Raw genomic sequence first — 24,988 nt, forward strand, 5'->3', positions numbered from 1 at the left:
TGGTAAAAAGAATATTATTGGTAATATCCCCCATTTTTCTCTTTTTTTCCATATTTTATAATTTTTTTACGACGACTACGTTTGAATCTATTCCGGTAACTATTGAGGCTATTCTGATCTTATGCCTTTGTATATATTATTTCTTTGAACAGCTGAACCAAATGAACAACGAGTTCATTTATGCAAAACCCGAATTCTGGGCAGTAGCAGGAATAATGTTATATTTAGCAGGAACTTTCTTTCTTTTTGTGCAGGCGGGAGAGTTATCGCACAATACCCGAAGAACTTTTTGGGTAATCAACCTAGGATGTAATGTGTTGAAAAACATTATGTTCGCTGTCGCGTTTTTAATAAAAAAAAACAATTTTCAAAACTTAAGAAGTAATTCGAGGATATCGCAAACCCAACTTAATTAAAGTAACAACCAACCCTACCCGAAGTCAACATGGTTCTGCTTCAAATACTTAATAGCGCCAGTCCGGTTTCGCAGATGATATTCTTCGGGACTATCGGGATGCTTATCCTCACGATAGGGTTGATCTTTCTTATAATCTTCCACCAGAAAAAGATTATCCGATATCAGATGGCTTTGCAACAGATGGAATTTCAACAACAAAAAATGTTGCTGAATGCTTCTATTAAACTGCAGGAAGAAGAAAGACAGCGTCTGGCGGCAGATCTCCACGATGATGCAGGCCCGCTTCTTGCCACCGCACGGTTATACCTCAACGAAAACCTGGTTAACCTAGATAAAACCACACAGCTTCAGAATATTTATAATGCAAAGCAAATTATAGACGAGACAATTCAGCTGATAAGAAACATTTCTCACTCGCTTATGCCGCCTACGCTAAAGAACTTTGGTCTTGAATCAGCGGTGAATGATCTGTTCCAAAAAATAAGCGGCGCGGGCACCATCACCGGCAGCGCAAGATTCCATGATTACAAGGAAAGGATGCCGGCGGAAAAAGAACTCATCGTATTCAGGATCATCCAGGAGCTCGTAAATAACATCCTTAAACATAGCAATTCAAGCTTCATTCATATCACTCAAAACATTAACGGCAACAGCTTCTTTATTCGCTTGCACCACGATGGAAAAGGCCTTACTCAGGCCGATTTTGAGAAACTAAATAAGAGTTCTGGCGGGTTGGGTCTTAAAAATATCCAAAGCAGGTTGAACGTGTTACAGGGAAAGATTTTCTTTGAACGCGACAGTTCGCAAACCTACTATAAGATCACAATCGAATTAAACCTTAATGATGAGGATATTAAGACCGATTAATACCGAAGATCAAACAACATAAATCAATTTGCATCCCATTGTTATATTTGTTTGATCTCTATGCGGTCAATTTGAAATTTATTTTTTGAATGATAGTAAATTTCAAATTGGCAGAATTTGTATCTTTAGTAATCGTAATAATAGCCAATATCATTTTTCACCTATGAGAATAATCAAAGTTGCCATTGCAGATGATCACAAAATTTTCCGAAAGGGGGTTATTCTTTCTTTAAGGCCTTATACCAACCTAAAGTTTGTACAGGAAGCCGAAAATGGCGAAGAACTTATTAACGGACTTTTACAGGCAGACCCCGACGTGGTGCTGATGGATCTTCGCATGCCACAGAAAGACGGGATCGAGGCGACTAAATTTATTACAAAAAATTATCCTCACATTCATATAGTAGCACTTACCATGTTTGAAGACGAACGATTCGTTGGTCACATGATGGAAATTGGTGCCAATGGTTATCTCCTGAAAAGCGCTGACCCATCCGAGATCAGGAGAGCGATTATGGATGTTATGAACAAAGGCTATTACCTCAATAACTTCGTAAATAGAATTCTTCTCAAAAAAGCACACGCTAAACAAAAAGTAATTCCAAACCTCAATTCTGAAATTACCCTGAGCGACAGGGAGCGTGATGTTATCAAGTACATCTGTATGGAATTTACAGCCGCAGAAATTGCCACAAAAATGGACGTGAGCCCAAGAACCGTCGAAGCCATCAAAGATCGCTTAATGGAGCGCTTTGGTGCCAAGAATACGGCTGGACTCGTCTTTTATGCAGTGAAAAATAATCTGGTGGACTAAGGGAATGGAAAATTGAAAATGTTAGGCTTCACTTGAAAGACTTGGCGTTTCTGCGTTTCAGTTTTCCCCAAATGAAAGCATCTTAAAAAACTGCGAGATTTATTTCTCAATTTTTCAATCCCATTTTCAGCTTTCAACTTTCAATTTTCAACTATTTAAAAACAAATAGCCGTCAACTACTCGTCGGCGGCTACTAAGGATACTGGGGTTAAACCAAAAAGTTTTCCAATAAGCTGTACAGGGATTGATTAATAAAATCTTTTATTAAGGGTACTAAACGAAAACAATAGGGAACGGATCAGGTCATAATTAACCGGATATTAGATTCTACCAATGTCCCTGTACGCTTATTGGAATTAAATTATTTCACAACAAGATTACCTTTTTCAATTTGCTCTTCGTCACTATACACATGAAACTCATATGTACCCTTTGGTAATTGTGCTATTAAACTTGTTTGACGATTGTGTAAGTGCAATTCTTTGATCTTGTTATTTTCCTGGTTGAAGATTGCAAGCTCATAAATCTTGTTCTCTTCGCCATTCACTGAAAAGAACAACACTTTATTGGAAGCATTTGTATAGAGTTTTACATCATATACTTTGCTGGTTGTTACTTTGGTAATTATTATACTATCTCTTAAAACACCCCTTTTACTTTGATCAGGAAAAACATTTTTATCTTTTGTTTTTAATACTGCGTATGCCAGACACGGAACCAGTACAATTAATAACAGATAAGAATACTTTCCTTTTCCACTGGTAAAAGAGGATGTTTTCATAAGGTTATTTTTAGTTAACAAAACCAAGCTCGTCTGTCGCAATCGTCGCAACTTTTCCTTACAGGACTAGTAATGCATAGAAGGACAGCGTGTTGAGTTGCTCCATGGATCTGATGATTGCAAACGGAAACTAAGTTTCAAACCGACTGTATAGTACGCGTCTTTATTTTCAGGAGTTCCGCGTTTGTTATCGCCTGGATGTATTTGCAACCTCTGATCAGCGATTCTCTTTGCCATTTCTGCTTTCTGAGAACCTGCGCCAAAATGTTGATCAAATAATGCAGGATTGATGTAGTCTGTACTTACATCATCAATGTAGTCGGTAAATGTTTTGCGATAGATTATCTCAAGACCCATTGCAAAGTTGTCGTTGAAATAATATTTCAAACCAAGACCCATAGGAATACACAGCTGTGTAAGATTGTAAGGTTTTCTTTCAGGGTATTCTGAAAAACCCTGGCCTTCAGTACTTAAAGGTTTTAAATAAACCCAGTTACCTGTTAAAGGATCTTTACCTTGAGGATTGAAGTGGAATGCACCCACACCAATTAAACCATAAGGACGAAGTTTGTGATATACGTCATCAGGATTTTCTTCGAACATAACCGTCGGAAAAATTTCTGCAGCCAGAAAACCTTCCCACAATGTAGATTTGAAACGTTGGTTACGATTTAATCTCGCTTCTTCATAACCGCCTTTAGGTTTGATGATCGCATCATCGCCTACGAGAGTACCATAATTAAGTGCCAGACGAACTCCAATCAATGGACTCGGATTGAAAGTTAAGTGCGCACCAACAGTAAGCTTTGTCATTGGGAAGTTGTTATCCTTAAGGAACGTTGTTCCTTTACCGGCATTACCGCCAAGGTCTCCTAAAAAGTTAGATGGTCCTATAGTTATACCAGCTTCTGCATTATCAAACAGACGAACCTGGCCAAAGGACATAATAGATAGGCATAGGGCGCATATAGACAGAACACACTTGCACGCCAAAGCATGTACACGGTTTTTCATGTGAATATGTTTAAGTTTTCGAATAGTATTGGATAAATGGTATACTGTAACGACTAGCTCTTTTTTTAGTCGTTATATATTAGTTATGTGATTCTATAGATGATTGATTATTTCGCGAAAGACACTTCGCATAATGATAAAGACTGACGGATAGGCGTAGAGTTATTTTCATACTAATGGATTTTGTTTTCGAATTTTGTTTGTACCCTACCCTATAAACGGAGCATTTTAAGTTTTGGTGTGTTTGGTTTAACTTTTTTTTTAAATAAGTATTATCGCATCGTATAATTACGAAACAGTTAGTAACATTTCGATATGGTCAATGCCGTCTTCTACGTAAATTTCACTGCTTTGACTAAAACCAAATGATTCGTAAAACTTTTTTAAATAGAGCTGCGCACCTATTTTAATTATGTCCACATCAAAAAGTTTTATGCATTCATCTATCGATTGTCGCATTAGTAATTTGCCAATACCCAGTTTCCTTGCCCTTGGCGCCGTAACCACGCGGCCGATTGATGCATACTCGTATGCAAAACCCGGAGGTAACAATCTTGTATAGGCCAAAAGATCGTTCTCCCCCCAACACATGTAATGATGTGCGACCTGATCTTTATTATCCGCATCCAGAAAAACGCAATTCTGCTCTACAACAAATACTTCACTGCGTAAACGAAGAATGTGGTATAATTCATTTGGAGTAAGATCGTTGAATGGCTTTAATGTCCAGGTTAGTTGCATTTTGTTTAATTGAGAGTTGAAAGTGGAGAGTTGAGGTTTTCTAATTGAAAATGGAAAGTTGAAAATGATGTTTTCTCGTAAAAATTAGTTTTCAATTTTCAACTCTCAACTCCTAGTATCTGTATTTCTCCTTCCACCTGTCTTTCAAAAATTTTCTTATTTCGTTTTCTCTTGCATTCTCACCGGGCTCGTAGAATTTGCTGCCACTTATGTCTCCGGGCAAATATTCCTGCTCTGAAAAATTGTTTTCGTAACTATGAGAATATTTGTAGTCCTTACCATAATTCATATTCTTCATAAGTTTTGTAGGTGCGTTTCTAATGTGCAAAGGCACAGGCAAATCTCCATAATTGCGCACCGCAGCGAGCGCAGCGTCTATCGCCATATAGGAGGCATTGCTCTTTGGTGAAGTGGCAAGATACACGGCGCATTGAGATAATATTATTCTTGCTTCGGGATATCCAATTTTATTCACAGCTTCGAAGGTTGCATTGGCCAGTAGCAGCGCATTAGGGTTTGCATTGCCTATGTCTTCACTTGCAAGGATCAACATTCTTCGTGCAATAAACTTTACATCTTCGCCACCTTCAATCATTCTTGCAAGCCAGTATACGGCACCGTTAGGATCGCTGCCACGTATCGATTTTATGAATGCTGAAATGATATCATAGTGTTGTTCCCCTTTCTTGTCGTATAATGCTATGCGTTGCTGCGCAATCTCCATTACCTTCTCGTCGGTTATTTCGGCATTTCCATCCAGAGCATCAGTTACCAGTTCAAGCAGATTCAACAACTTTCTTGCGTCGCCGCCAGATATGTTTATTAACGCAGATGTTTCTTTAAGAACAATATTCCTCTTCTTAAGTTGTTCATCATTCTTTAAGGCAAAGTCAAGCAAAGAGACAAGATCCGCTTCGTCCAATGGTTTGAGTACATATACCTGACAACGGCTAAGCAAAGCACTGTTTACTTCAAATGAAGGATTTTCCGTTGTGGCGCCAATTAGGGTTATCGTTCCTTTTTCCACTGCGCCGAGCAACGCATCCTGTTGTCCTTTATTGAACCGATGGATTTCATCAATAAATAAGATGGCGCGTTCTTTTGTTTTCGCATCTTCAATAACCTCACGCACATCTTTCACACCGCTGCTAATGGCACTCAAGGTGTAAAACGGAACATTCAATGCGTGTGCAATGATATTGGCAATAGTTGTTTTGCCCACTCCCGGAGGTCCCCATAAAATCATACTCGGAACTTTTCCCTGCTCTATTGCTGTACGTAAAATGCTTCCTTTACCGGTGAGGTGTTTTTGACCGGCCAACGCGTCAATGGTAGAAGGACGCAATCTCTCTGCTAAGGGAATCGCTTCATTACTCATGGTGAGTCAAAAGTAGTTGAAAATTGAAAGTTGAAAGTTGAAAATTAAGAGTTATAGGTTAATGTTGGCGGCTAGTTTCCTTGAAAAGATCATTTTCAACTTTCAATTTTCAACTAATTATTTTTTACCACCGAAATTTTTAGAAAGCCCCAGAGAAATATTGTTTCCGAAGTTAAGTGCGAAGCTGCTAACATTGTCTTTGTCCTTTACCTTGCCGGACATAAAGTCAATGCTGCCGAAGCCAAAGTTTATACCAAAGCTGTTTTTAACGTTAATGAACACCGTAGGGCCGGAAAGGCCGATGTACATTCCACTGACATTTGTATAGTCAATATTACTATTCAAATAGGCCTCTCCCTGGTGAAAGTAGCCGAGCCCCAATTGAGTATAGATCGCAAATATGTTGCTAATTGGCCATGCATAACGCAAAAAAGGCCCCACTTTAAACGACGGCGTTTCCGATTTGCCGGCACCCACTCCAAATTCAAGACCAGTGGTCATGTTTTTGTTAAACTGATACCCTACAGCGGGGGTAAAAATAACTGAACTGGTTTTAGTGTCTGTGTTTTTGTCATTGGTTGAATAAAAATTTAAGCCCCCAAACAACAAAATGCTTCCCGGCTGTGATTTTGCAGTGAAAACAATTACTGCCACGAAAGCAGTCAGTAGTAGTTTTTTCATAACAAAAATTTAGTAGTTAGGAATCAAGTAAAAAGCCAAGTTTGAAAGACCTTAATAGCATAACAATATTGCCATCGCATTGTTTACATTATAAACTGTTTAAATAATACTCCGACAGTTTTGATGAAATAATGTGCCGGTTAGCGTTATATTGAGCAACCCAGTTCTTCAGTAACCGGGCATTAAACAAAAAGCGCCTGACTTAGTGCCAGGCGCTTTTGACGAATTACTTGGATAAAACTATTTTTTACCACCGAAGTTTTTGGAAACTCCAATGTTGAAAGATTTTCCAAAGTTTACGCCAAATGAAGAACCAGCGTCTCCGTCTTTTACTTTAGTGTTTTCAAAACTCAACCCACCAAAGCCAAAGTTCAATGCGAAACCATTCTTAATGTTTGCGGAAATTGCAGGAACTACACTAACATACACGCCTGAAGCTTTTGACTGATCTTGCTTATAAGATTCAAAACCAACACCTGCCTGACCATAAATACTAAAGATGTCAGAGATAGGCTGTGAATAACGAACAAAAGGACCCACATTAAAAAGATTTTCAGCTTTTGCATCACCAGATTTGTTGCTGCTAAATCCCAACTCCAGACCCGCTGTCCAATTTTTGTTGAATTGGTAACCAACTCCAGGGGCGATCGAAAAACAAGTACCCTTACCTGATTCTCCGTCAACATTTCTGAGGTTAACATAGTTAGCACTTTGAGTTTGTAGTCCCAAACTACCATACACTAAAACACTTCCTTGTTGAGCTTTTGCAGAGAATGCAGCGCTTGCTAAAACGAACGCAGCCAATAACAGTTTTTTCATAAATAAAGTTTTTGTGCTTTCTAAGAATCAAAATCACAGCCAAAGGTTGCAGAGACTTGACGAAACAATAACATTGTCAGTTTTATTTGTCACATCTTCATGTTATTAGGATTAATTTTATTGCATTTGCGATTTTTTTTCATGTACAAAAATCTCTTTTGATAAATAGTCGAACCGTTTTAATAAAACAGTGTGCACATAAACGTTATACACAACTACTAAGTAGGAGAATAGCAAGACGAAAGCATTTTTGCAACGCGATCCCGATTGAATTAGTCAGTCAGCAAAAAGCCCGACGAGCATCTGCTCTCGGGCTTTTAATTTATCATTCGTTCAATATAATTTCTGTTACTGATTTTGGTCTTGACTTCTATACCATCTTAACAACGACATGCTCATCAATACATTTATCAAAATTGCCAATCCAAAAACAACCATACCAACTGCCATCATTTGAAACATTAGCGCCAAGTCAACTTTTTCGTATGGCTTAAAGTATTCGACAAGCATTTTCCTATTTTCCTGCGCAGTTTCCTTTGCATGACGCAACAGAGTAAATCCATTTGTAACTACAACAAAAGAAAAGAACATTGCAATAAAACCCATTACCTGCAAACTTAATGGTGTTTTCTTATCCATTGGACTGTTATAGATAATGCAGTTACGGAGCCTTAACGATTCATAGCTGTGCAAACCAACTGCACCAAACAGTACAACGATCACAAATCCTGCTTGTGGCCCGACTATCAATGAACCAATTAATCCCAGCAATACAAATCCACAAGACACTACAAGGATTATCCAGGATAATATGACGGACGCTTTTAGTGCGGTCTTCATGTGCTTTTGTTTAGAATACGTGTGGTGAATAATTAAGAATTGGGAATTAAGAATTCTTTAGAGGCGTCTTTGGTTTCTATTTTTAGCACCCAAAGTAATCAACGATAGTAAAGGCTGATGAACCAAAGCATTCTTAATTCTTAATTCCTAATTCTTAATTCCTACCCTAATTTTATTTGTAATTCCTTCAATTGTTTGTCGTCAATTGATGAGGGTGCATCCAGCATTACATCGCGACCGCTGTTGTTTTTAGGGAACGCAATGAAATCGCGAATGCTTTCGCTACCGCCCAAAATAGAGCATAAACGATCGAAACCAAATGCGATACCACCGTGTGGTGGTGCACCGTACTCAAACGCTCCTAGCAGGAAGCCGAACTTGTGTTGTTGCTCATCTTTATCCATACCCAATGCTTCAAACATTTTTTCCTGCAATTCACGTTGGAAAATACGGATAGAACCGCCGCCAATTTCGTTTCCGTTCAGGACCATATCATAGGCGTTTGCCTTGATGTTAGCATAAGGATGCTTCAAATATTCTGCCGCATTTTCAATGCGTGGATTATTGTTGATCATTGTTTGAATATCACTTGGTTTCGGCGCTGTAAATGGGTGGTGCCTTGCTACCCAGCGATTTTCTTCTTCTGCATATTCAAATAATGGGAAATCAAGTACCCACAATAATTTGAATTCATCTTCTTTACGCAAACCAAGACGTTTGCCCATTTCCAGGCGCAATTCGCTCATCGCTTTACGTGTTCTTTCTTCCGCACCTGCGAGGATCAAAATAAGATCCCCGGCTTTTGCTCCTGTTGCTTCTGCAATGGATTTCAGTTTATCTTCTGAGTAAAATTTGTCTACACTGCTTTTGAAAGTTCCGTCTGTATTGCATTTAATATTTACCAATCCCTGCATGCCTATTTGCGGACGTTTTACCCATTCTGTCAGCTCATCAATTTGCTTACGGGTATATTCTGCAATACCGGGAACTGCAATAGCCACCACTGTTTCAGCATTGTCGAATACACCGAAATTTGCGCCTTCCAGTACATCGCCTGCGGCTTTTGCTTTTGCAGGAAATGTATGTTGAGGGAATTTCAGGTTGGCGATCTTCATGCCGAAACGGATGTCTGGTTTATCGTTACCATACGTCCACATCGCTTCTTCCCATGTGGTGCGCTCCACTTTTTCAGTAATTTCTACACCTTTTACTGTTTTGAAAATATGCTTGATCATGCCTTCAAACATATCCAGAATATCTTCCTGCTCTACAAAACACATTTCGCAATCGATCTGTGTAAACTCCGGCTGTCTATCGGCACGCAGGTCCTCGTCACGAAAACATTTTACCACCTGGTAATATCTGTCGTAACCGCTCACCATCAGCAACTGCTTAAAGGTTTGCGGAGACTGAGGGAGTGCATAAAACTGGCCCGGGTTCATTCTTGATGGCACCACAAAGTCCCTTGCGCCTTCCGGTGTAGATTTGATCAGGAACGGCGTTTCTATATCCATGAAGTTCTTTTCATGCAAATAGTTTCTTGCCGCACGGTTCACAGAATAGCGAAGCTCCAGATTTCTCTTTACGGCGTTTCTGCGAAGGTCAAGGTAGCGGTATTTCATGCGCAGGTCATCTCCTCCATCTGTATCGTCCTGGATAGTGAAAGGAGGGACCGCAGATTTATTTAAAATAGAAAACTCTTGTACCAGTATTTCAATATCGCCGGTGGGAATGTTGGCGTTCTTATTGCTTCTTTCGCTTACTTTTCCTTTTACCTGGAGCACAAATTCTCTTCCCAGCGGATTTTCATCCAATTGCTTGTTGAGTTCTTCTCCAAACAAAAGTTGGGTAATGCCGTAACGGTCGCGGAGGTCAATAAAGGTGATGCTCCCAAATTTGCGCACTGTTTGCACCCAGCCCGCAAGCGTAACTTCATTGTTTACATTGGTTAGTCGTAATTCGCCACAAGTGTGTGTTCTATACATGAGATTCCGGTTGATATTAACATTAAAGGGCAAAATTCCCCGAAAATAGAGGCGCAAAGGTACAATTGGGAATTAATAATTAATAATTAATAATTAACGGAGTAACGTTCGTTATTGAATGCGGTTTTTAAGATGCTAAGTGATAAGAATGCAGCCTGATTTAACGGAGAGCCCCCTATTAATTATTAATTATTAACTGTTCCCGGCTCTTATCTTCGATAATAAATTTCAATTTTAACCGTTTACCCCAAATACTAAAGTCCCAATGGAAGGAACTTCTTCTGACCAGCTTTTTACTACATTGATGCTTGCAGGCGGCATATTTTTGGTGGCAGTCTATTTTTTTGCTTCGCCACTACGTCGATTTTTTTTCAATAGAAAAATTACCGCCATTGTAGAAGCAGAGCTCACTTCCAACTGGAAATACTATGACAACCTGCTTTGCAACCACAACATTTATTACAAAAAACTGGATGCGGAAAACAGGACCAAATTTATTTCCCGGGTGCTTCACTTCAGGCATAGTAAAGAGTTTGAGTTTGTGCAGATCGAGGCCCAACCGGAAATGCCGATCCTTGTTTCTGCCGCGGCCATTCAGCTGACTTTTGGCCTGGATCATTACCTGCTCGATTTTTTCAAAAAGATCTATATAACAGAGTGCGATTACTATTACGGGCTGAATCAGACACCTTTCCAGGGACATGTGAGCAGCCAGGGCATTTATCTTTCATGGAACAACTTCCTTAAGGGCTACAGGTACTACGATGATGCGCAAAACCTTGGCCTGCACGAAATGGCCCATGCGCTTGCTTACACAAACTTTGTGGCGCATGAAGATATGGACTACGATTTCATTGCCAGATTTTACCGTTTTTCTAAAACAGCAAGGCCCATTTTCAATCGCATGCAGATGTACAGCGATGCGCAAATATCCAACGATACCTTACTGGACAACTACGCAGCCACCAATTACAACGAATTTTGGGCGGTTTGCGTGGAAACCTTTTTCGAAAAGCCCACGCAGCTATATGAGCAAATACCCGAGTTGTATACAGCGCTGAGTGATTTGCTGAATCAGAATCTGCTAGCGACAACAGGAATCAGCAACTAGGAACTACAAAGTATACACAGTTGCAGTCTCCACGACATACTGAAGACTCGCCTTCTAATTCCTGATTTCTAACTCCTAATTCCTAATTTCGCCTCATGCTCAATAGTTACCTAAAGAGCCTTTACAGTAAGGTGGATCAGGCTGTGAAGGAGACCAATACATTTATAGACTTACTGGAAACCAATGTTAAGAATATTGCATCTTCAGAAGCAAAAGAGAAGCTCAGCCTTGAGTTCAATGCTTATTGTGAGCTGTTATCCGATATACAAGACACCGCCCAAAATCCTCCCGTAGTTGATAACAGAGATATACAATTTATAACAAAGCAATTGAAGGAAATGCCGGAATTGTTTGCCAATGACTTTAAGCTTCAGGCGGCACTTCCTCTTTTTGGTATAGTGAAACTAAGACGCATTACATCTCTCATCAAAAAATTGCGTGAGATTGATGTAAAGCTTCAGGCGGCAGCGTTTAGCTTAAACATGAACATTCGGTAGATAATAATTGAAAGTTGAAAATGCGGACGTTCATCAGATGATATTTTCCTTGTCTCATTAATATCAGATTTCGTACTGCAAAAATCCAGTCACTTAGTTATTCACTTACTCAAATATTCGGTTATTCATTTTTTTCTTATTTTTGCACCCTCAATAAAAACAAATCGATGTAATAGTTTCTTTTCGGAAAAATAAAATTGACAATCAATTGCTCACTTTTTAACGAAAGAAATTATGCTTATTCTCCAAGGTATAACCTATACCCATCCGAACAGGGATTTGTTGTTCGACAATCTGAGTTTTACTATAAATCAACAAGATAAGATTGCTTTAATTGGCAATAATGGCACCGGGAAATCCACGCTTTTGAAAATAATTGCGGGAGACATTTTTCCCGCGAAAGGCGCTGTAAAAACAAACTCCAAGCCGTATTATGTTCCTCAAATTTTCGGGCAGTACAATGATGTGACTGTTGCACAGGCACTGCAAATTGAAGACAAACTGCACGCACTGAAAGAAATTCTTGATGGCAACATGACGGAGAAAAATATTGCCGTGCTAAATGACGATTGGACAATCGAAGAACGATGTGCAGAGGCGTTGACTCACTGGGATTTAAAAGATATCGATCTACAACTAAAAATGGAATCGCTTAGTGGAGGCCAAAAGACGAAAGTGTTTCTTGCCGGAATTATTATTCATCAACCCTCGATCGTATTGCTCGATGAACCAAGCAATCATTTAGACGGTGCTGCAAGAGCAATTCTGCATGACTACATACAATCGACCACGGACACGCTTGTTGTGGTGAGCCACGACAGAGCGCTGCTGAATCTTCTTGACATTGTATATGAATTAAGCGAAAAAGGAATTACAGCGTATGGCGGCAATTATGAATTTTATGTGGAGCAAAAACTAATCGAAGAAAATGCTTTTGAGCAGGATTTGAAGAGCAAGGAAAAGGCGCTGCGCAAAGCAAAAGAAACGGAGCGAGAAGCGATGGAACGAAAGCAGAAACTTGATGCACGCGGAAGAAAGAAACAGGAAAAAGCAGGTCTGCCAACCATTTCCATGAACACATTCAGAAACAGGGCGGAAAAAAGCACTGCTCAAATGAAAGATGTTCACGCTGAAAAAATCGGATCGCTATCGGATGCTGTCGACAAAATGCGCAAGCAGCTGCCGGACATTGATAAAATAAGAATCGGCCTGAATAATTCTTCGCTTCATAAAGGAAAAATCCTGATTAATGCAAGAAACATCAATTACAAATACAACGATGAACTGCTTTGGAAAAACAATTTAAACTTCCTTATTACAAGCGGTAAACGTATTGCTATCAAAGGTTTTAACAGTTCAGGAAAAACAACTTTGATAAAAATAATTCTGGGGAAATTTGAGCCTTCAACAGGAGCAATTGACCGTGCAGCTAATAAAACAATTTATATTGATCAGGATTATTCATTGATCGACAATGGACTTACTGTGTACGAGCAGGCTCAAAAATACAATTACGATCATCTGCAGGAGCATGAAGTGAAAAACCGTTTGAACAGATTTTTATTTACAAGACCCTACTGGGACAAATCATGCGGCTCATTAAGTGGCGGAGAAAAAATGCGGTTGATGCTTTGCTGCTTAACAATGAGCGATGAGGCACCTGATATAATTGTACTTGATGAACCAACTAATAACCTGGACATTCAAAACATTGAAATACTTACGAGGGCGATAAATGAATATAAAGGCACATTGATTGTGGTTTCGCATGATGAATATTTTTTGCAGCAAATAGGCGCGGAAGAAGAATTGATTGTTGGTTGATAATTGTTTGATTGAAAGAATCTGAACGCTAAACGCTTAATGTGGAACGCAATTGTACCTTACTTGATATTAGATGATTGAATGACTAATTTTACTTCAACCTGGTCTGCATTAGCATCAGGCATTAAGCATTTTCTATGGACAAAAGAGTTGAAAAAATAAAAGGATTCAGGACTTTTCTTTTGCAGCAAATTGAGGAATTGACAATTGATCAGCTGAATAAAATTCCGGATGGTTTTAACAACAACATCGTCTGGAACATCGCTCATATGATTTGTACGGAGCAGATCGTGTGTTATGTAAGATCTAACCTACCTGTTATCGTTGAGGATAAATATTTCTCACCTTATTTGCCAGGCACGAAACCTACGTCATTTGTCGATGTAGATGACGTGGCAATCATCAAACAGTTTTTCACCGGCACCAGTGACCAGTTAAATGCCGATCTTGATCATAAGTCATTTGCTAACTATTCTCCTTCGGTGGCGATTCCCAAAACTTACGGATTTGAAGTAAACAATATTGACGATGCGCTTGAATATCTATTGTATCATGAAGGGCTTCATTCCGGTTATGTTATGTCTTTGAAGCGAATGGTGACGGCGTGATTCTCACCACTAAGAATACACTAAGAAAGCACTAGGCATTGCTCAAATGTTGCGGTTTTTCTTAGTGTATCTAAGTGGCCTTAGTGTCTTAGTGGTAAACCTTAGAGACCATGCAGTCATTCAACTCACCGCCCCATCGAGGGCATTCAGCATCTTACTCCACGCAGCTTTTGCCTGTTCGACAAAATTTTCTGCTTCCCTGGCCATTTCGTGTGTAAGCGTTATAGCGCAGCCGATGCCACGCGGCTCAATGTCAATAACGATCTGCGATTTCGCGGGAAGGTCTTGCCGCACAGCCCATGTAAACACAAGTTTTTTGGGTCTGTCTATTTCAACGTATTCGCCAATGTGTTCGTAATCGTTGCCCTGGCGACGCACGATAAAGGAAAATGAATCTCCTACTTTTTTACCGGGATGAATACTTATAATTTGTTCATCGCGCAGTTGCGGACCAAACATGAACCTGCTGATCATCGCAGGATCGAACCATGCATCAAACACTTTTTCAGCAGGAGCCGCAAATGAATGCGTAACAGTGGCTTTTACAGGAAGTTCCATGATGATGTGTTTTTGTATTGCATAATAAAGATATTCGTTATAAATCTGCAAAAATATCGTTCCGCAAAAAAATATTTCCCCGGACAACACCCAAGCGAAAAGTGTTTTCATCATAAAATCACCCCTTTATAAAGATAGCCCAGTGTGGTCAATACAAGTTTGAAAAAACAACTATCGAACCTTGCTTCTATTTCAGCGAATTCTTTAAATCATTGACTTCTGGAATACGATTGATTCAAGTGTTTTAAAAATCAAAAAGGCACTGTTGCCGATAGCGCCGTTTTTATATGGTAGCCAACAGCCATGCGCACAATTATTGTTGGTACGCCATTTCACAAAGTATGGCCTTCTATGCCAACAATGGCATCAAAATATGAAGTAACTTGGGTCGCGTGAATGATAAGTATTGGGGCGAGTGATGGATAAAATTTACAATAGCAGTTTCAGAAGGCTCTTCCGAAGACGATGCAGGATTTAGTTTTTGCTTTTACATCTATTATAGAAAAGAATCAAAGACGGTCTCTAAAGCGACTTATAGTTGCGACACTACGTTCAAAACTTTTTACTACAAAAATAATAAGCTCATAAAAATAATCACAGACGGCGATTCGTATTATTATATTCAAAACGCATTGTATGCTGCTGATGGCACAATTGCTGGCAAACCTGTTTCAGATGAGTTGCTTGAGCTTAGCCATATGCCTGTGAAAGGCATGGAGGATTTTTTCAAGCGAGGTTAAAAAAATTTCTTCAGAATAAATTGTAACTGAAAAGGCCTGACAGGTTCTTCGAACCATGCCAGGCCTTTTGCAATATTCGTTACGATAATCTTTCTACCACACGTACGTTCCCACGGCTCCGCTGGACAACGCGGTCGTAACGATTTTGGTTCCAACTTTAATATTGAACATTTCCTGTGCGGCTCCTTTATTCAGCACGATCAACACTTTCTTTCCGTCGGGATTTTTAAAGGCAACGGTTGAAAGATTTGTCGTTTGTGCAGATGAAATGCGCACGGAACCTGGCCTTGCAAATTTTGATGCGTGTGCAATGATATAGTAAGACACATTGCGAGCCACAGCATCGCCGGAAATAGTCAATGCACCCTGGCAAGTATTACAGCCACCGTTTGTGTGCGGGTTGTAGCTTGGGTCTGAGGCGAGGTTCCACTCGAGAACATTTCTGCTCCAGTTGCGGGTAGCGCCAATGATCAGGTTTTGTACGTGCCATTGCAGATCGCCGCTAAAGTTGCCGGGACCGCCTACCCATTGTTCTGTGAAGTAAACGCTTTTATCAGGGTATGCATCATGCACTTGCGACAATGCAGTGATCGACCCGCTGTATAAATGGAAGGCCGAACCATCCACATATTTTTTTGCATCAGCATCACCAAGGATCGCAAGAGGATATGTGGCAACATCTGCATTGTGGTCCCACACAATAATCTTTGTGGTAAGGCCGGCGGCTTGAAATGCAGGTCCCAAATTATTCTTCACAAAATTTGTCTGTTCGGCGGATTGCATTACAAGGCTTGGATTGTTGTTACCGTTCAGCGGTTCGTTTTGCACTGTTATAGCATCTATCGTAATACCTTGCGCTTTCATCGCCTGGATATATTTTACGAAGTACTGTGCATAGGCCCCATAATATTCAGGTTTTAAACTCCCTCCTTTAAAAGAATTGTTGCTTTTCATCCATACAGGCGGCGACCATGGGGAGCCCAATATTTTTATGTTGGGATTAATGGCAATTATTTTTTTCAGGATCGGTATCAGATCTGTTTTTTCTGCATCAATGCTGAAATGATCGAGAGCCAGATCTGTTTGTCCGCTTGGCATATCATCATATGTAAATGTGTTTGCGCTTAAATCGGAAGCACCAATGCTGATGCGCAAATAGCTCACGCCAATGAATGTGCTGTCAGAGGCAAACAGTTCTTTCAAAACATTGTCCTTAGTAGTAGACGTAAGCGAGTTCAGCAAGCTGGCACTGCCGCCTGTGAGGCAATAACCAAAGCCGTCGATCTGCTGATAGGTTTGTGTTTCATCCACGTCAATATTAGTGTATGAATTGCTGGTGGTTGAAAATATCAAACTGGTGTTTTGTTTTTTGAACAACACTGTTTTGTCAGACTGTGTGAGCCAAAGTTCAACGTCAGATTTAGGAGGCACTACTACCGGCGGAGGGTTAGAATTATCGCCGCCGCCGATTGGATTACTATTGCCGGATGTTTTTTTTCCGCAGGCCAAGGCGAGGCTCATGAATAATGGTAATGACCAAAACATTTTTGTTCTCATTTTTATAATTTGAAAATGCATTAATTTGAAAATTTTGGGAATTTGAAAACGTCCGGGCACAACATTCCTGACCGTAGTTTCGTGTTGCCACAAACTACCGGACTTCGTGATTATGGTTCGTGGTGACATGAACCATGACATCGGACATTAATAAACACGGGCTGCTAAATCAGATTCTCAGAGAAGATTAGAAAGGGGTTAAAGAGAGTTGCCGTGTCTAAACACGGCAACTGTATGACTGGTTCAAGGTTAAGAGAATTTGAAAATTTGCATATTTTCAAATTTTCCCTCCTCTAGTTATCGCTGTAAAGACTTACGTTAGAAATAGCAATCGAGCTGAATGAACTTCCGGTACCTACTTTTATTGTGAAATAATAAGTTCCTGCAGTAGTTGGCGTAAACGTACTCGTTTTGGTACCCGATGTAAACGCAGTGGTGCTGCTTGCCCAACTCACAAATGTTGGCGTTTGAGTAGTTGCGTTTCCTGCAGCCGGAGCGGCGGCACCATAATCAGAACCATTAACCGGTTGATTTTTGCCTATCCACACTTCACCCCATGTGCTGTTATATGAAGTAGCCGCAGAAGTTATTGAAATATTATATTTCTTACCGGCAACCAATTGTACAGCCTGGTAGATGCCGCTGTTCTTAGGATTTCCGGTTACTGTATAATTTCCACCAGCCAATACCCACACCCCATTCGGTGCGCTCTGGTCGAAACGGCTCCAGAACGCGTCATCACCGGTTCTCATTTGGCCGCCTTTTAATAAATATCTTGGATCATTAGCTGTGGTAGTTACTTTTACCGGAGGTGCGGTATACAAACGTCCCCGCTTGTCTGCAGCCTGCATTGTAATACTGTATGTTCCCGCTAGTGGAAAGAAAACAGTGTCTGACACTTTACCCCCAGCATATCCGGCTCCCTGATCCAGGTTCCAGTATGTTCCCACGCATTCGCCTTTGGTTGTATTTGTAACAACAAATTTTGTATCACTTCCCGGCACTGGCGTTGCGGTAAATGTGGCAGTGAGGCTGTCTACAGGAGCGTAAACCTCGTAACTGTTGTTTGCTTCCTGCTTGCTACAACTAAACATCAGCGCAGCACCAACCAAAGGAAGTATTGTGTTGAATATTTTTGAATTTATTGACGACTTCATAATCATAATTGTATTAGGGTTTATGAATCCTTAATTAAGTTTTTATTACCAGCCGGCGTTTTGCGACCAGCCTGTTTTTACAATTTCATTTTGAGGGATCGGATACCAGTTCATTTTCTTGTCATCATACACCCTGTCTTCCAATTTCTTCACTGCATAAGTATATGAACTACCGTTGAACGTAATCTCTATTCTGTTCAAAGGCGCGTTGAAATAAGTGCCCCCCAGTTTCCATCTGCGTACATCCCAGTAGCGCTGGCCTTCAAATCCAAGTTCTACTCTGCGCTCGTGCATAATAGCAGCTGGCGACAAGTCTGCAAGAGCCGGCATTGCTACACCGGTACGAGTTCTTACTTTGTTGAGCGCTTGCAATGCGGTCATGCTATAACCTTGTGGATTGCCATTTGCACCATATGCGTTGTACATTGCTTCAGCATAGTCGAGCAATAAACCACCGTATCTGAAATACAACCACTGGTGTTTTGTTTTAGTGGCATTAGTAAGGCTCACCGTTTGGTTTACGTATTTTGACAAATAGTATCCTGTTTTAGTAGAGTTCAATTTTGGCTGACCACTGTTTCCGCCAACATATGTTTGAACAACGCTGGAACTGAACGTAGCTCCGTTGTACACTACTGTTGCGGCCATGCGCGGATCTCTGTTAGCGTATGGATTCGCTGCATGAGTTGGATTGTTCCAGTCAAAAGGAGCAGATGTAGTACCTGTTTTTACTTCAAACTCATCTACGAAATTTTGACTTGGTGTAACACTGTTCCCGTTGCTTTTTTCAAACATAATGGGAAAGTTATTAAACTCAAAACCGTTTTGATCGCTATATCTTTTGAAGAAGATCGCTTCGGTAGATGTTCCATTGGTTGCTCCAAATAAATTTGCATATGAAGCATCAAGGCTAAACACGTTCATTTTAATAACATCATTCGCAGCGGCAGCGGCGTCGGCCCATGTATAAGTAGAGCCTGCATCTTTGAACAACGGACTTGCTGCAAACAACAGCGCTTTTGCTTTCAGTGTTTTGATCGCCGCGTAAGTAGCTCTGCCGGATTCATACCATGTGGTAGCTGCGCTCGTGCGTACGCTATCCGGAATAATCACCGCAGCTTTGTCGCACATTGAAACGATATACTTGAAAACGTCATCTACTGATTTTCTCGGAAGGTTCTTCCATGTAGCAGTGTTGTTGTAGTCAACTGCAGTATCGATAATAGGTACAGCACCGTAGCGTTTTACCAGTTCAAGATAAAAGAACGCTTTCAGGAAATAACATTCACCCTGCATATAAGCCACGTTCAACACTGCCCTTTTGTAGTTAGTAGAGTCGTTGTTTACGATACCATTTGAAAGGTAGTCAAGGCTTATTTCTTTCCTGTGTGCCAGGTGAAGATTTGCCTGGTAAATGCCGTCAAAGCAATTTGACCAAACGCCATCAGGATTATAGAATTGCGTCCATGTGCCAGTGTTGAAAACATGGGAACGGTTGTTAACGTTTGTATGGTAGGCATCATCTGATGCTGCTTCCATATCCACTGTGTTGTAGCTGTCCGGTAAAAAGCTATATGCCTTCCACACAACATCCTGTGCGTAGTCGTATGTTTTGTACATCATGCTGATGGGCATGTCGGCCGGTACGCTTTTTACATCCAGGAAGTCTTTTTTACAGGAGACTAAGGAGAATGTAGCGACCACTATTATAATGAGGAGATGATAGTACTTTTTCATTTTTCGTGTCTTAAAATGTTCGTGCTAAAATTTTGCTTTCAATCCAATTGTCACTGTCTTCATCAACGGATATCCCATTGAAAGTCTTTCAGGCTCTAACCCATCGATTTTGTTACCCAGCAAATTGTTGCCATTCAGGAATATTCTGATTACATCCATTTTTTTCAGGGCGCCTGTGCGAGGCAGAGAATATCCAACTTCAATACTGCGTAGCTTCCAGAAGTTGCCATTACGAAGCCAAAATTCTGCAGGCAGATTGTTGTTGTTGTTTACCAACGTAGACAATCTTGGTGAGGTAGCAGTAGTTGCTGTTGCAGGTGTCCATGGATTGTTTGAAAAAGCTGTGATATTGATGTTATTGGCTAACGGGTGCGTATAGTTGAAAGCGTCATCCATTAAGCTTACTGTTCTGTTCATCACGCCTTGTAAGAACGCATCAAAATCAAACCCTTTGTATTTGAAGCCCAAATTAAATCCTAATGTAACTTCAGGAAGTTTTGCGTACTTCATTGGAGCGAGGTCATAGTTATTGATCAATCCATCACCATTTAGATCCACATATTTCAGATCGCCCGGATGCACTGTTCCGTAGGTTGATTTTACAACGCCCGGATTTAAATTTCCGCTGGCATCAAAATCTGCAACCTGATAAAAACCGGCATTCTCAAATCCCTGCATCTGACCAATGCGACGCCCTTGGGCATAGAGATAATCATAGGGCTGCGGATCTTCAGCTTTCTTTGTTATTTTATTATGTGCATATGACATGGTAGCACCACCATAATATTCAAAGCCGCTTTTGGTTTTATCACGATATTGAAGAGCTACTTCAAATCCACTATTCTCTACTTCACCGGTGTTAGTGTTTCTGAAATTGAAGCCAGTGTAGTCAGGAACTCCAACAGGCTGTTCAAGGATACCTGTGCGTTTCTCTTTAAACACATCCAATGTTGCATTCAATTTGTTCAGGATGGTCAGGTCAACGCCGAGGTTAGCAGTTTGCTTAGACTCCCATGTAAAATTAGAATTGGGAATAGCACCTTCTGTTCTTCCGTTTCTGCCACCATCTGTTGTACCAAGAATATAAACACCGCCAGTATAACTTGCCCATTGTTCATATTGGAAACGATAATCTTCGTTTGCGTTGGCAGTTTTACCGTAAGATCCTCTAACCTTTAAGAAACTGATGACTTTATTATTTTTCAAAAAGTCTTCATTGCTTGCTACCCATCCCAAACCTATTGCAGGGAAGAATCCATAACGATGGCCGTCCTGAAAATCAGCAGAGCCTAAATAAGAGTAAGAGAAATCAGCGATATATTTTTTGTTGTAGTCATAAGTAACATTGCCGCGTAAGCCTTGTTCCGCCACAGGATATACCTGCCCGTCATGCGTATAACTTGAACGGGTGTATTTTATCATTCCTGTAAAACTGTGTTTGCCGAAGCTTCTGTCGTAGTCAAAGCCAAAGATGGAAGATGACCTGTTCCAGTGGTCGTTACCTCCGTCGTTGATGCTCTGGCCCGTAGCGCCCAATGTTTTATACACCACATTACCTTTAGCATCTATCACAGGGTTGTCGTAAGCGTCTTTAGTAATTTCATAAGAAGGTACTGTAAACGTTGTTTGATAAATGCCCGTGTATACGTTGGCAAATGAAACACCACCACTAAGCGCCAATCCTTTCGTGAGTATATCCAATTTTTCTTTGAAGCTCACGTTTGTTTGCAGGTATCTTGTGTGTGAGCTATAAATACCATTTTGTCTCAGCAATTGAACCGGGTTGAAATTATACACGGAACCATTGCCCCATGTACCATCCAGGTTCTTTACAGGAAACGCCGCCGATGGCAACGACATGATAGCACTGAACACTGAAGCAGCTGTAAAACCCGACGGCGTTTTACGATCTTCTGTAATACCGGAAACAGTAGCCTTTACAGAAAGATTTTTGTTCAGGTTCAAATCGATGTTAGCTCTCAAACTAAGCCTGTTATATTTTGCATTCGTACCAAAATCTTTGTCAACATCAGTTGCGTCTTTGTAAATACCGGTGAAACTTGTGTAGCCGCCGAGCACAAAAAATCTTGCCTTGTCATTACCACCACGGAATGATAAATCGTAGTTCTGTGTGGCAGATTTATTGGTCAACATTTTATCGTACCAATTCACATTTGGGTGAAAAGGATCGTCTGTAGCCTTATACAAATTTGTATTGTAGTATTTGATCGGCAATCCGTCATTTTGCAAAGCCTGGTTGTAAGCAGTTGTGTATCCGTAAGCATCCATCACTTGTGGCAATGCGATTGGTCGCATAGAACCATATCTTGCATTTGTTTCAATTTTTGTTTTGCCGGATTTTGTTCCTTCTTTCGTACGAACACTCAATACGCCCGCACCACCGTCAAGACCATACACCGCAACTGCAGCCGCATCTTTTAGGAGCGTTACAGATTCGATTTCATTAGGTGATAATGCAGAAAGAGAATTCATGTCTACCTGGAAACCATCGAGGTAGATAGCTACTCTGTTCCCTGTAATGTTCCAGCTGCTCACGCCACGTACATAAAGCGTTGGCGCATCATAACCGGGTTCGCCCGAACCTGTACTTACTGTTAATCCGGGGATTCTTCCCTGCAATGTATTCAGCAAATTACCTGCATTCGTCTTTACAAGATCTTCGCCAGAAATCGTAAATGTGGCCCCTGTATTTCTCCAGCTTTGTTCGCTTCTGATACCTCCATCAATAAGTTTTACAGTATCGCTTTTTGCAGTCAGCAATATTGCAGATTCTAACTGGGCTGTCTTCTTTGTTTGCGCCTGAGTTACATCCAGCCCGGCGAGAAAGAGCAGTCCTATAAAGAGTTTAATATTTATATTTTTCATGTAGTTTATGATTGTCGATTTTCAAACCTTAGTTACCATCCCGGGTTTTGACCATCCCAGCCTTTTCCTCCCAGGTACAGCATACTTATTTGATCCAGTGGGAACGGAACATAATAGTACTTCGCAGGGAATACTCTTGTTCCGTAACTGATCGTTACCCAGTTGAGGAATGGATTGGTTGGCTTCGGAGTAACACCATTTGTTGACGCAGTAACCGCGAATCCATGAAAAGTTTGATTCATTACAGTTTGGGCTGTTAACCAACGGTGCAAATCATCGTACCTCTTATTCTCAAAAGCAAATTCTACCGAACGCTCGTTTTGAATGGCAGTGCGGAAGTCAGCAGTTGATGCAGGTGTTTTAGCAGGCATACCCGCTCTCGCTCTGATCAGATTCAGATAAGAAGTAGCATCCCCATTTGCTCCTGAATATTCATTTATCGCCTCTGCATAGCTTAGATAAAATTCTGCCAAACGGAAAACAGGCCATGCAAAGTGGTTGTCATTCATGTTGTCAACGCGTGCAACAAATTTTGTAGTCTCAATGGCGCTTCCGGTAGCATCACCTGCGTTAGTATCATCGCAAAGAGCTCCTTGTGAATAAGACAGAGGTACATCTCCAGAACCTTTGTAGTAAGTAACAAATGTTCTGGCACTGTTCCAGCGTTGTCCCGCATAAGCAAGGCACTGGTATGCACGAGGGTCAAGATTCAATCCTTCGAAATAAGCTTTGAAATCTTTTCCTGAAGGAGTAGCGGTCCATTTGGTACCATCTGTTTTTTCATACATCTGCAGGAATTCAATTGGCACATTGTTCTTAGCACCCCATTGATTCATGCGGATCTTAGAAGTGTTATAAAACCCCCACTCATTCCACTGGCTCTTATCGGGATCTTTTTGGTTGAATGTATTTACCAAAATCATTTCAGGATTACCATAAGCACCAGTAGTACCATAAACGTTGTTGCAAACTGCTTCGTAATCACCAAGGCCTGCATAAGTATCTGTGTTAACAGTAGTCGTCGGTTTTCCAGTGTTGTACAAAGAAACACCTGCAGCAGGAGCCGCATCTATTACTGCTTTTGCAGCATCAGCAGCTTTTTTCCAACGTTCTTTATCATAAGTAGCATAACACAAAACAGTGTCTCTGCCATCACCGAATCTGGCTCCGGCGATCAAAGACTTCATCTCGCTTGGAGTATTATAAAGCGGGCTAGCAGCGTACAATAAAATTCTTGCTTTTAAAGCTAATGCGGCGAGACTTGTTACTCTGCCATAATCAACTGAACCACGTGTAGCAGGAAGTAAAACAGCTGCCTGATCGCACCATGTAACGATGCTGTCGACTACAGACTGAACAGAAGAACGTGGAATAGAAATTTTCCCATCACCTGCCAATACTGCTGTTACGATTGGAATACCGCCAAACATACGGAATGCACTGTAATGCGCCATTGCGCGGCAAAATAGAGCCTGGCCTTTCACATCTGAAATCCACTGCGGAGTTGCATCAGTTACGGCGTCTATATTTTTTATAACAAGATTCGCTTTTCTGATCGCTTTGTACCATCCGTTAAAAGACGGAGCATCTCCGCGGCCAAGAGCAGTAGGCCCTCTGTCAATAGTGCCCGCCGGAGTCATGGTGCCGGATAAATAATATTGATAGTTGTAGTTGCCACCCACCCACGCAGCGCCGGGTAGTGTCAGGTACACGTTGTCTGTAAGTGCGTCCTCACGGCAATCTGCAGACTCAGTTAATACAAAGCCTGAAGGGATACACCACTTGTACATTTCGGCAACAGCGTACTGTGCCTGCATTTGCGTATGGAAAATGGTATCAACAGTTACCGCGCCACCTTTAGGCTTTTCCAGGAAATCTTTATTGCAACTACTCATCACGCCCGCCGAAATAGCACCGGCAAAAAGCAGAAGAGGTAAATATATTTTTTTCATCTTTTTTTCTTTTGGAATTAAAA

At 40.8% G+C, this 24,988-nt stretch carries 20 protein-coding genes; 6 read left to right on the top strand and 14 right to left on the bottom strand.

Annotated features, from left to right (window positions below; translation table 11 throughout):
• Nucleotides 1-445 precede the first annotated feature (445 nt).
• On the top strand, nucleotides 446-1,285 hold the full coding sequence (locus tag QJ048_RS00875; protein ID WP_282332416.1) for a sensor histidine kinase: 840 nt from the start codon (nucleotides 446-448) through the stop codon (nucleotides 1,283-1,285).
• Nucleotides 1,286-1,448: 163 nt separating this feature from the next.
• A complete protein-coding gene (locus QJ048_RS00880) occupies nucleotides 1,449-2,099 on the top strand; it encodes a response regulator transcription factor (protein WP_282332418.1) in 651 nt (216 codons plus the stop codon).
• Nucleotides 2,100-2,460: 361 nt separating this feature from the next.
• On the opposite strand, the gene QJ048_RS00885 is transcribed toward QJ048_RS00880, so the two are convergent.
• The 8 genes from QJ048_RS00885 to aspS form a co-directional block, all read right to left on the bottom strand.
• Nucleotides 2,461-2,880 carry a hypothetical protein gene (locus tag QJ048_RS00885; protein ID WP_282332419.1) on the bottom strand — a complete coding sequence of 140 codons (420 nt, stop codon included), beginning with the start codon at nucleotides 2,878-2,880 and terminating at the stop codon, nucleotides 2,461-2,463.
• 66 nt (nucleotides 2,881-2,946) lie between these two features.
• Nucleotides 2,947-3,894, bottom strand: a complete 948-nt coding sequence (locus QJ048_RS00890; RefSeq protein ID WP_282332420.1) for a hypothetical protein — start codon at nucleotides 3,892-3,894, stop codon at nucleotides 2,947-2,949.
• A gap of 288 nt (nucleotides 3,895-4,182) precedes the next feature.
• Nucleotides 4,183-4,635, bottom strand: a complete 453-nt coding sequence (locus QJ048_RS00895; protein ID WP_282332421.1) for a GNAT family N-acetyltransferase — start codon at nucleotides 4,633-4,635, stop codon at nucleotides 4,183-4,185.
• A gap of 112 nt (nucleotides 4,636-4,747) precedes the next feature.
• Nucleotides 4,748-6,013: a replication-associated recombination protein A gene (locus QJ048_RS00900; RefSeq protein WP_282332422.1), complete on the bottom strand. Its 1,266-nt coding sequence runs from the start codon at nucleotides 6,011-6,013 to the stop codon at nucleotides 4,748-4,750.
• A gap of 117 nt (nucleotides 6,014-6,130) precedes the next feature.
• Nucleotides 6,131-6,694 (bottom strand): hypothetical protein, encoded by a 564-nt coding sequence (locus QJ048_RS00905; protein ID WP_282332423.1) that lies wholly within the window; start codon nucleotides 6,692-6,694, stop codon nucleotides 6,131-6,133.
• 240 nt (nucleotides 6,695-6,934) lie between these two features.
• Nucleotides 6,935-7,513: an outer membrane beta-barrel protein gene (locus QJ048_RS00910; protein ID WP_282332424.1), complete on the bottom strand. Its 579-nt coding sequence runs from the start codon at nucleotides 7,511-7,513 to the stop codon at nucleotides 6,935-6,937.
• Nucleotides 7,514-7,861: 348 nt separating this feature from the next.
• Nucleotides 7,862-8,353, bottom strand: coding sequence for a hypothetical protein (locus QJ048_RS00915; protein ID WP_282332426.1), 492 nt, complete (start codon nucleotides 8,351-8,353; stop codon nucleotides 7,862-7,864).
• Between the two features lie 161 nt (nucleotides 8,354-8,514).
• A complete protein-coding gene (gene aspS / locus QJ048_RS00920; RefSeq protein ID WP_282332427.1) occupies nucleotides 8,515-10,338 on the bottom strand; it encodes an aspartate--tRNA ligase in 1,824 nt (607 codons plus the stop codon).
• A 265-nt stretch (nucleotides 10,339-10,603) separates the two neighbouring features.
• On the opposite strand from aspS, the gene QJ048_RS00925 reads away from it, so the two are divergent.
• The 4 genes from QJ048_RS00925 to QJ048_RS00940 all read left to right on the top strand — a co-directional run bounded on the left by QJ048_RS00925 (nucleotide 10,604) and on the right by QJ048_RS00940 (nucleotide 14,378).
• Nucleotides 10,604-11,449, top strand: a complete 846-nt coding sequence (locus tag QJ048_RS00925; RefSeq protein ID WP_282332428.1) for a zinc-dependent peptidase — start codon at nucleotides 10,604-10,606, stop codon at nucleotides 11,447-11,449.
• Nucleotides 11,450-11,544: 95 nt separating this feature from the next.
• The gene (locus QJ048_RS00930) at nucleotides 11,545-11,946 is read left to right on the top strand and encodes a hypothetical protein (RefSeq protein ID WP_282332429.1); all 402 of its coding nucleotides are present in this window, start codon (nucleotides 11,545-11,547) and stop codon (nucleotides 11,944-11,946) included.
• A 234-nt stretch (nucleotides 11,947-12,180) separates the two neighbouring features.
• A complete protein-coding gene (gene abc-f, locus QJ048_RS00935; protein WP_282332430.1) occupies nucleotides 12,181-13,770 on the top strand; it encodes a ribosomal protection-like ABC-F family protein in 1,590 nt (529 codons plus the stop codon).
• A 137-nt stretch (nucleotides 13,771-13,907) separates the two neighbouring features.
• Nucleotides 13,908-14,378 carry a DinB family protein gene (locus tag QJ048_RS00940; RefSeq protein ID WP_282332431.1) on the top strand — a complete coding sequence of 157 codons (471 nt, stop codon included), beginning with the start codon at nucleotides 13,908-13,910 and terminating at the stop codon, nucleotides 14,376-14,378.
• 120 nt (nucleotides 14,379-14,498) lie between these two features.
• Here QJ048_RS00940 and QJ048_RS00945 read toward each other — a convergent pair whose 3' ends face one another.
• The 6 genes from QJ048_RS00945 to QJ048_RS00970 all read right to left on the bottom strand — a co-directional run bounded on the left by QJ048_RS00945 (nucleotide 14,499) and on the right by QJ048_RS00970 (nucleotide 24,965).
• A complete protein-coding gene (locus QJ048_RS00945) occupies nucleotides 14,499-14,936 on the bottom strand; it encodes an SRPBCC family protein (protein ID WP_282332432.1) in 438 nt (145 codons plus the stop codon).
• Between the two features lie 833 nt (nucleotides 14,937-15,769).
• Nucleotides 15,770-17,233: a glycoside hydrolase family 30 protein gene (locus QJ048_RS00950; RefSeq protein ID WP_282332433.1), complete on the bottom strand. Its 1,464-nt coding sequence runs from the start codon at nucleotides 17,231-17,233 to the stop codon at nucleotides 15,770-15,772.
• Nucleotides 17,234-17,526: 293 nt separating this feature from the next.
• Nucleotides 17,527-18,390 (bottom strand): hypothetical protein, encoded by an 864-nt coding sequence (locus QJ048_RS00955; protein ID WP_282332434.1) that lies wholly within the window; start codon nucleotides 18,388-18,390, stop codon nucleotides 17,527-17,529.
• Between the two features lie 45 nt (nucleotides 18,391-18,435).
• The gene (locus QJ048_RS00960) at nucleotides 18,436-20,127 is read right to left on the bottom strand and encodes a RagB/SusD family nutrient uptake outer membrane protein (protein ID WP_282332436.1); all 1,692 of its coding nucleotides are present in this window, start codon (nucleotides 20,125-20,127) and stop codon (nucleotides 18,436-18,438) included.
• A gap of 24 nt (nucleotides 20,128-20,151) precedes the next feature.
• Nucleotides 20,152-23,013, bottom strand: a complete 2,862-nt coding sequence (locus tag QJ048_RS00965) for a SusC/RagA family TonB-linked outer membrane protein (RefSeq protein WP_282332437.1) — start codon at nucleotides 23,011-23,013, stop codon at nucleotides 20,152-20,154.
• Between the two features lie 32 nt (nucleotides 23,014-23,045).
• Entirely contained in the window at nucleotides 23,046-24,965 is a 1,920-nt protein-coding gene (locus tag QJ048_RS00970; protein ID WP_282332438.1) for a RagB/SusD family nutrient uptake outer membrane protein, read from the bottom strand.
• Nucleotides 24,966-24,988 lie beyond the last annotated feature (23 nt).

The sequence above is a fragment of the Pinibacter soli genome, from assembly GCF_029961145.1.
Taxonomy (GTDB): Bacteria; Bacteroidota; Bacteroidia; order Chitinophagales; family Chitinophagaceae; genus Pinibacter; species Pinibacter soli.

What these genes read in the sequence shown, in the direction of transcription:
- QJ048_RS00875 (WP_282332416.1), top strand. Translation starts at nt 446, where the DNA reads ATGGTTCTGCTTCAAATACTTAATAGCGCCAGTCCGGTTTCGCAGATG.
- QJ048_RS00880 (WP_282332418.1), top strand. Translation starts at nt 1,449, where the DNA reads ATGAGAATAATCAAAGTTGCCATTGCAGATGATCACAAAATTTTCCGA.
- QJ048_RS00885 (WP_282332419.1), bottom strand. Translation starts at nt 2,880, where the DNA reads ATGAAAACATCCTCTTTTACCAGTGGAAAAGGAAAGTATTCTTATCTG.
- QJ048_RS00890 (WP_282332420.1), bottom strand. Translation starts at nt 3,894, where the DNA reads ATGAAAAACCGTGTACATGCTTTGGCGTGCAAGTGTGTTCTGTCTATA.
- QJ048_RS00895 (WP_282332421.1), bottom strand. Translation starts at nt 4,635, where the DNA reads ATGCAACTAACCTGGACATTAAAGCCATTCAACGATCTTACTCCAAAT.
- QJ048_RS00900 (WP_282332422.1), bottom strand. Translation starts at nt 6,013, where the DNA reads ATGAGTAATGAAGCGATTCCCTTAGCAGAGAGATTGCGTCCTTCTACC.
- QJ048_RS00905 (WP_282332423.1), bottom strand. Translation starts at nt 6,694, where the DNA reads ATGAAAAAACTACTACTGACTGCTTTCGTGGCAGTAATTGTTTTCACT.
- QJ048_RS00910 (WP_282332424.1), bottom strand. Translation starts at nt 7,513, where the DNA reads ATGAAAAAACTGTTATTGGCTGCGTTCGTTTTAGCAAGCGCTGCATTC.
- QJ048_RS00915 (WP_282332426.1), bottom strand. Translation starts at nt 8,353, where the DNA reads ATGAAGACCGCACTAAAAGCGTCCGTCATATTATCCTGGATAATCCTT.
- aspS (WP_282332427.1), bottom strand. Translation starts at nt 10,338, where the DNA reads ATGTATAGAACACACACTTGTGGCGAATTACGACTAACCAATGTAAAC.
- QJ048_RS00925 (WP_282332428.1), top strand. Translation starts at nt 10,604, where the DNA reads ATGGAAGGAACTTCTTCTGACCAGCTTTTTACTACATTGATGCTTGCA.
- QJ048_RS00930 (WP_282332429.1), top strand. Translation starts at nt 11,545, where the DNA reads ATGCTCAATAGTTACCTAAAGAGCCTTTACAGTAAGGTGGATCAGGCT.
- abc-f (WP_282332430.1), top strand. Translation starts at nt 12,181, where the DNA reads ATGCTTATTCTCCAAGGTATAACCTATACCCATCCGAACAGGGATTTG.
- QJ048_RS00940 (WP_282332431.1), top strand. Translation starts at nt 13,908, where the DNA reads ATGGACAAAAGAGTTGAAAAAATAAAAGGATTCAGGACTTTTCTTTTG.
- QJ048_RS00945 (WP_282332432.1), bottom strand. Translation starts at nt 14,936, where the DNA reads ATGGAACTTCCTGTAAAAGCCACTGTTACGCATTCATTTGCGGCTCCT.
- QJ048_RS00950 (WP_282332433.1), bottom strand. Translation starts at nt 17,233, where the DNA reads ATGAGAACAAAAATGTTTTGGTCATTACCATTATTCATGAGCCTCGCC.
- QJ048_RS00955 (WP_282332434.1), bottom strand. Translation starts at nt 18,390, where the DNA reads ATGAAGTCGTCAATAAATTCAAAAATATTCAACACAATACTTCCTTTG.
- QJ048_RS00960 (WP_282332436.1), bottom strand. Translation starts at nt 20,127, where the DNA reads ATGAAAAAGTACTATCATCTCCTCATTATAATAGTGGTCGCTACATTC.
- QJ048_RS00965 (WP_282332437.1), bottom strand. Translation starts at nt 23,013, where the DNA reads ATGAAAAATATAAATATTAAACTCTTTATAGGACTGCTCTTTCTCGCC.
- QJ048_RS00970 (WP_282332438.1), bottom strand. Translation starts at nt 24,965, where the DNA reads ATGAAAAAAATATATTTACCTCTTCTGCTTTTTGCCGGTGCTATTTCG.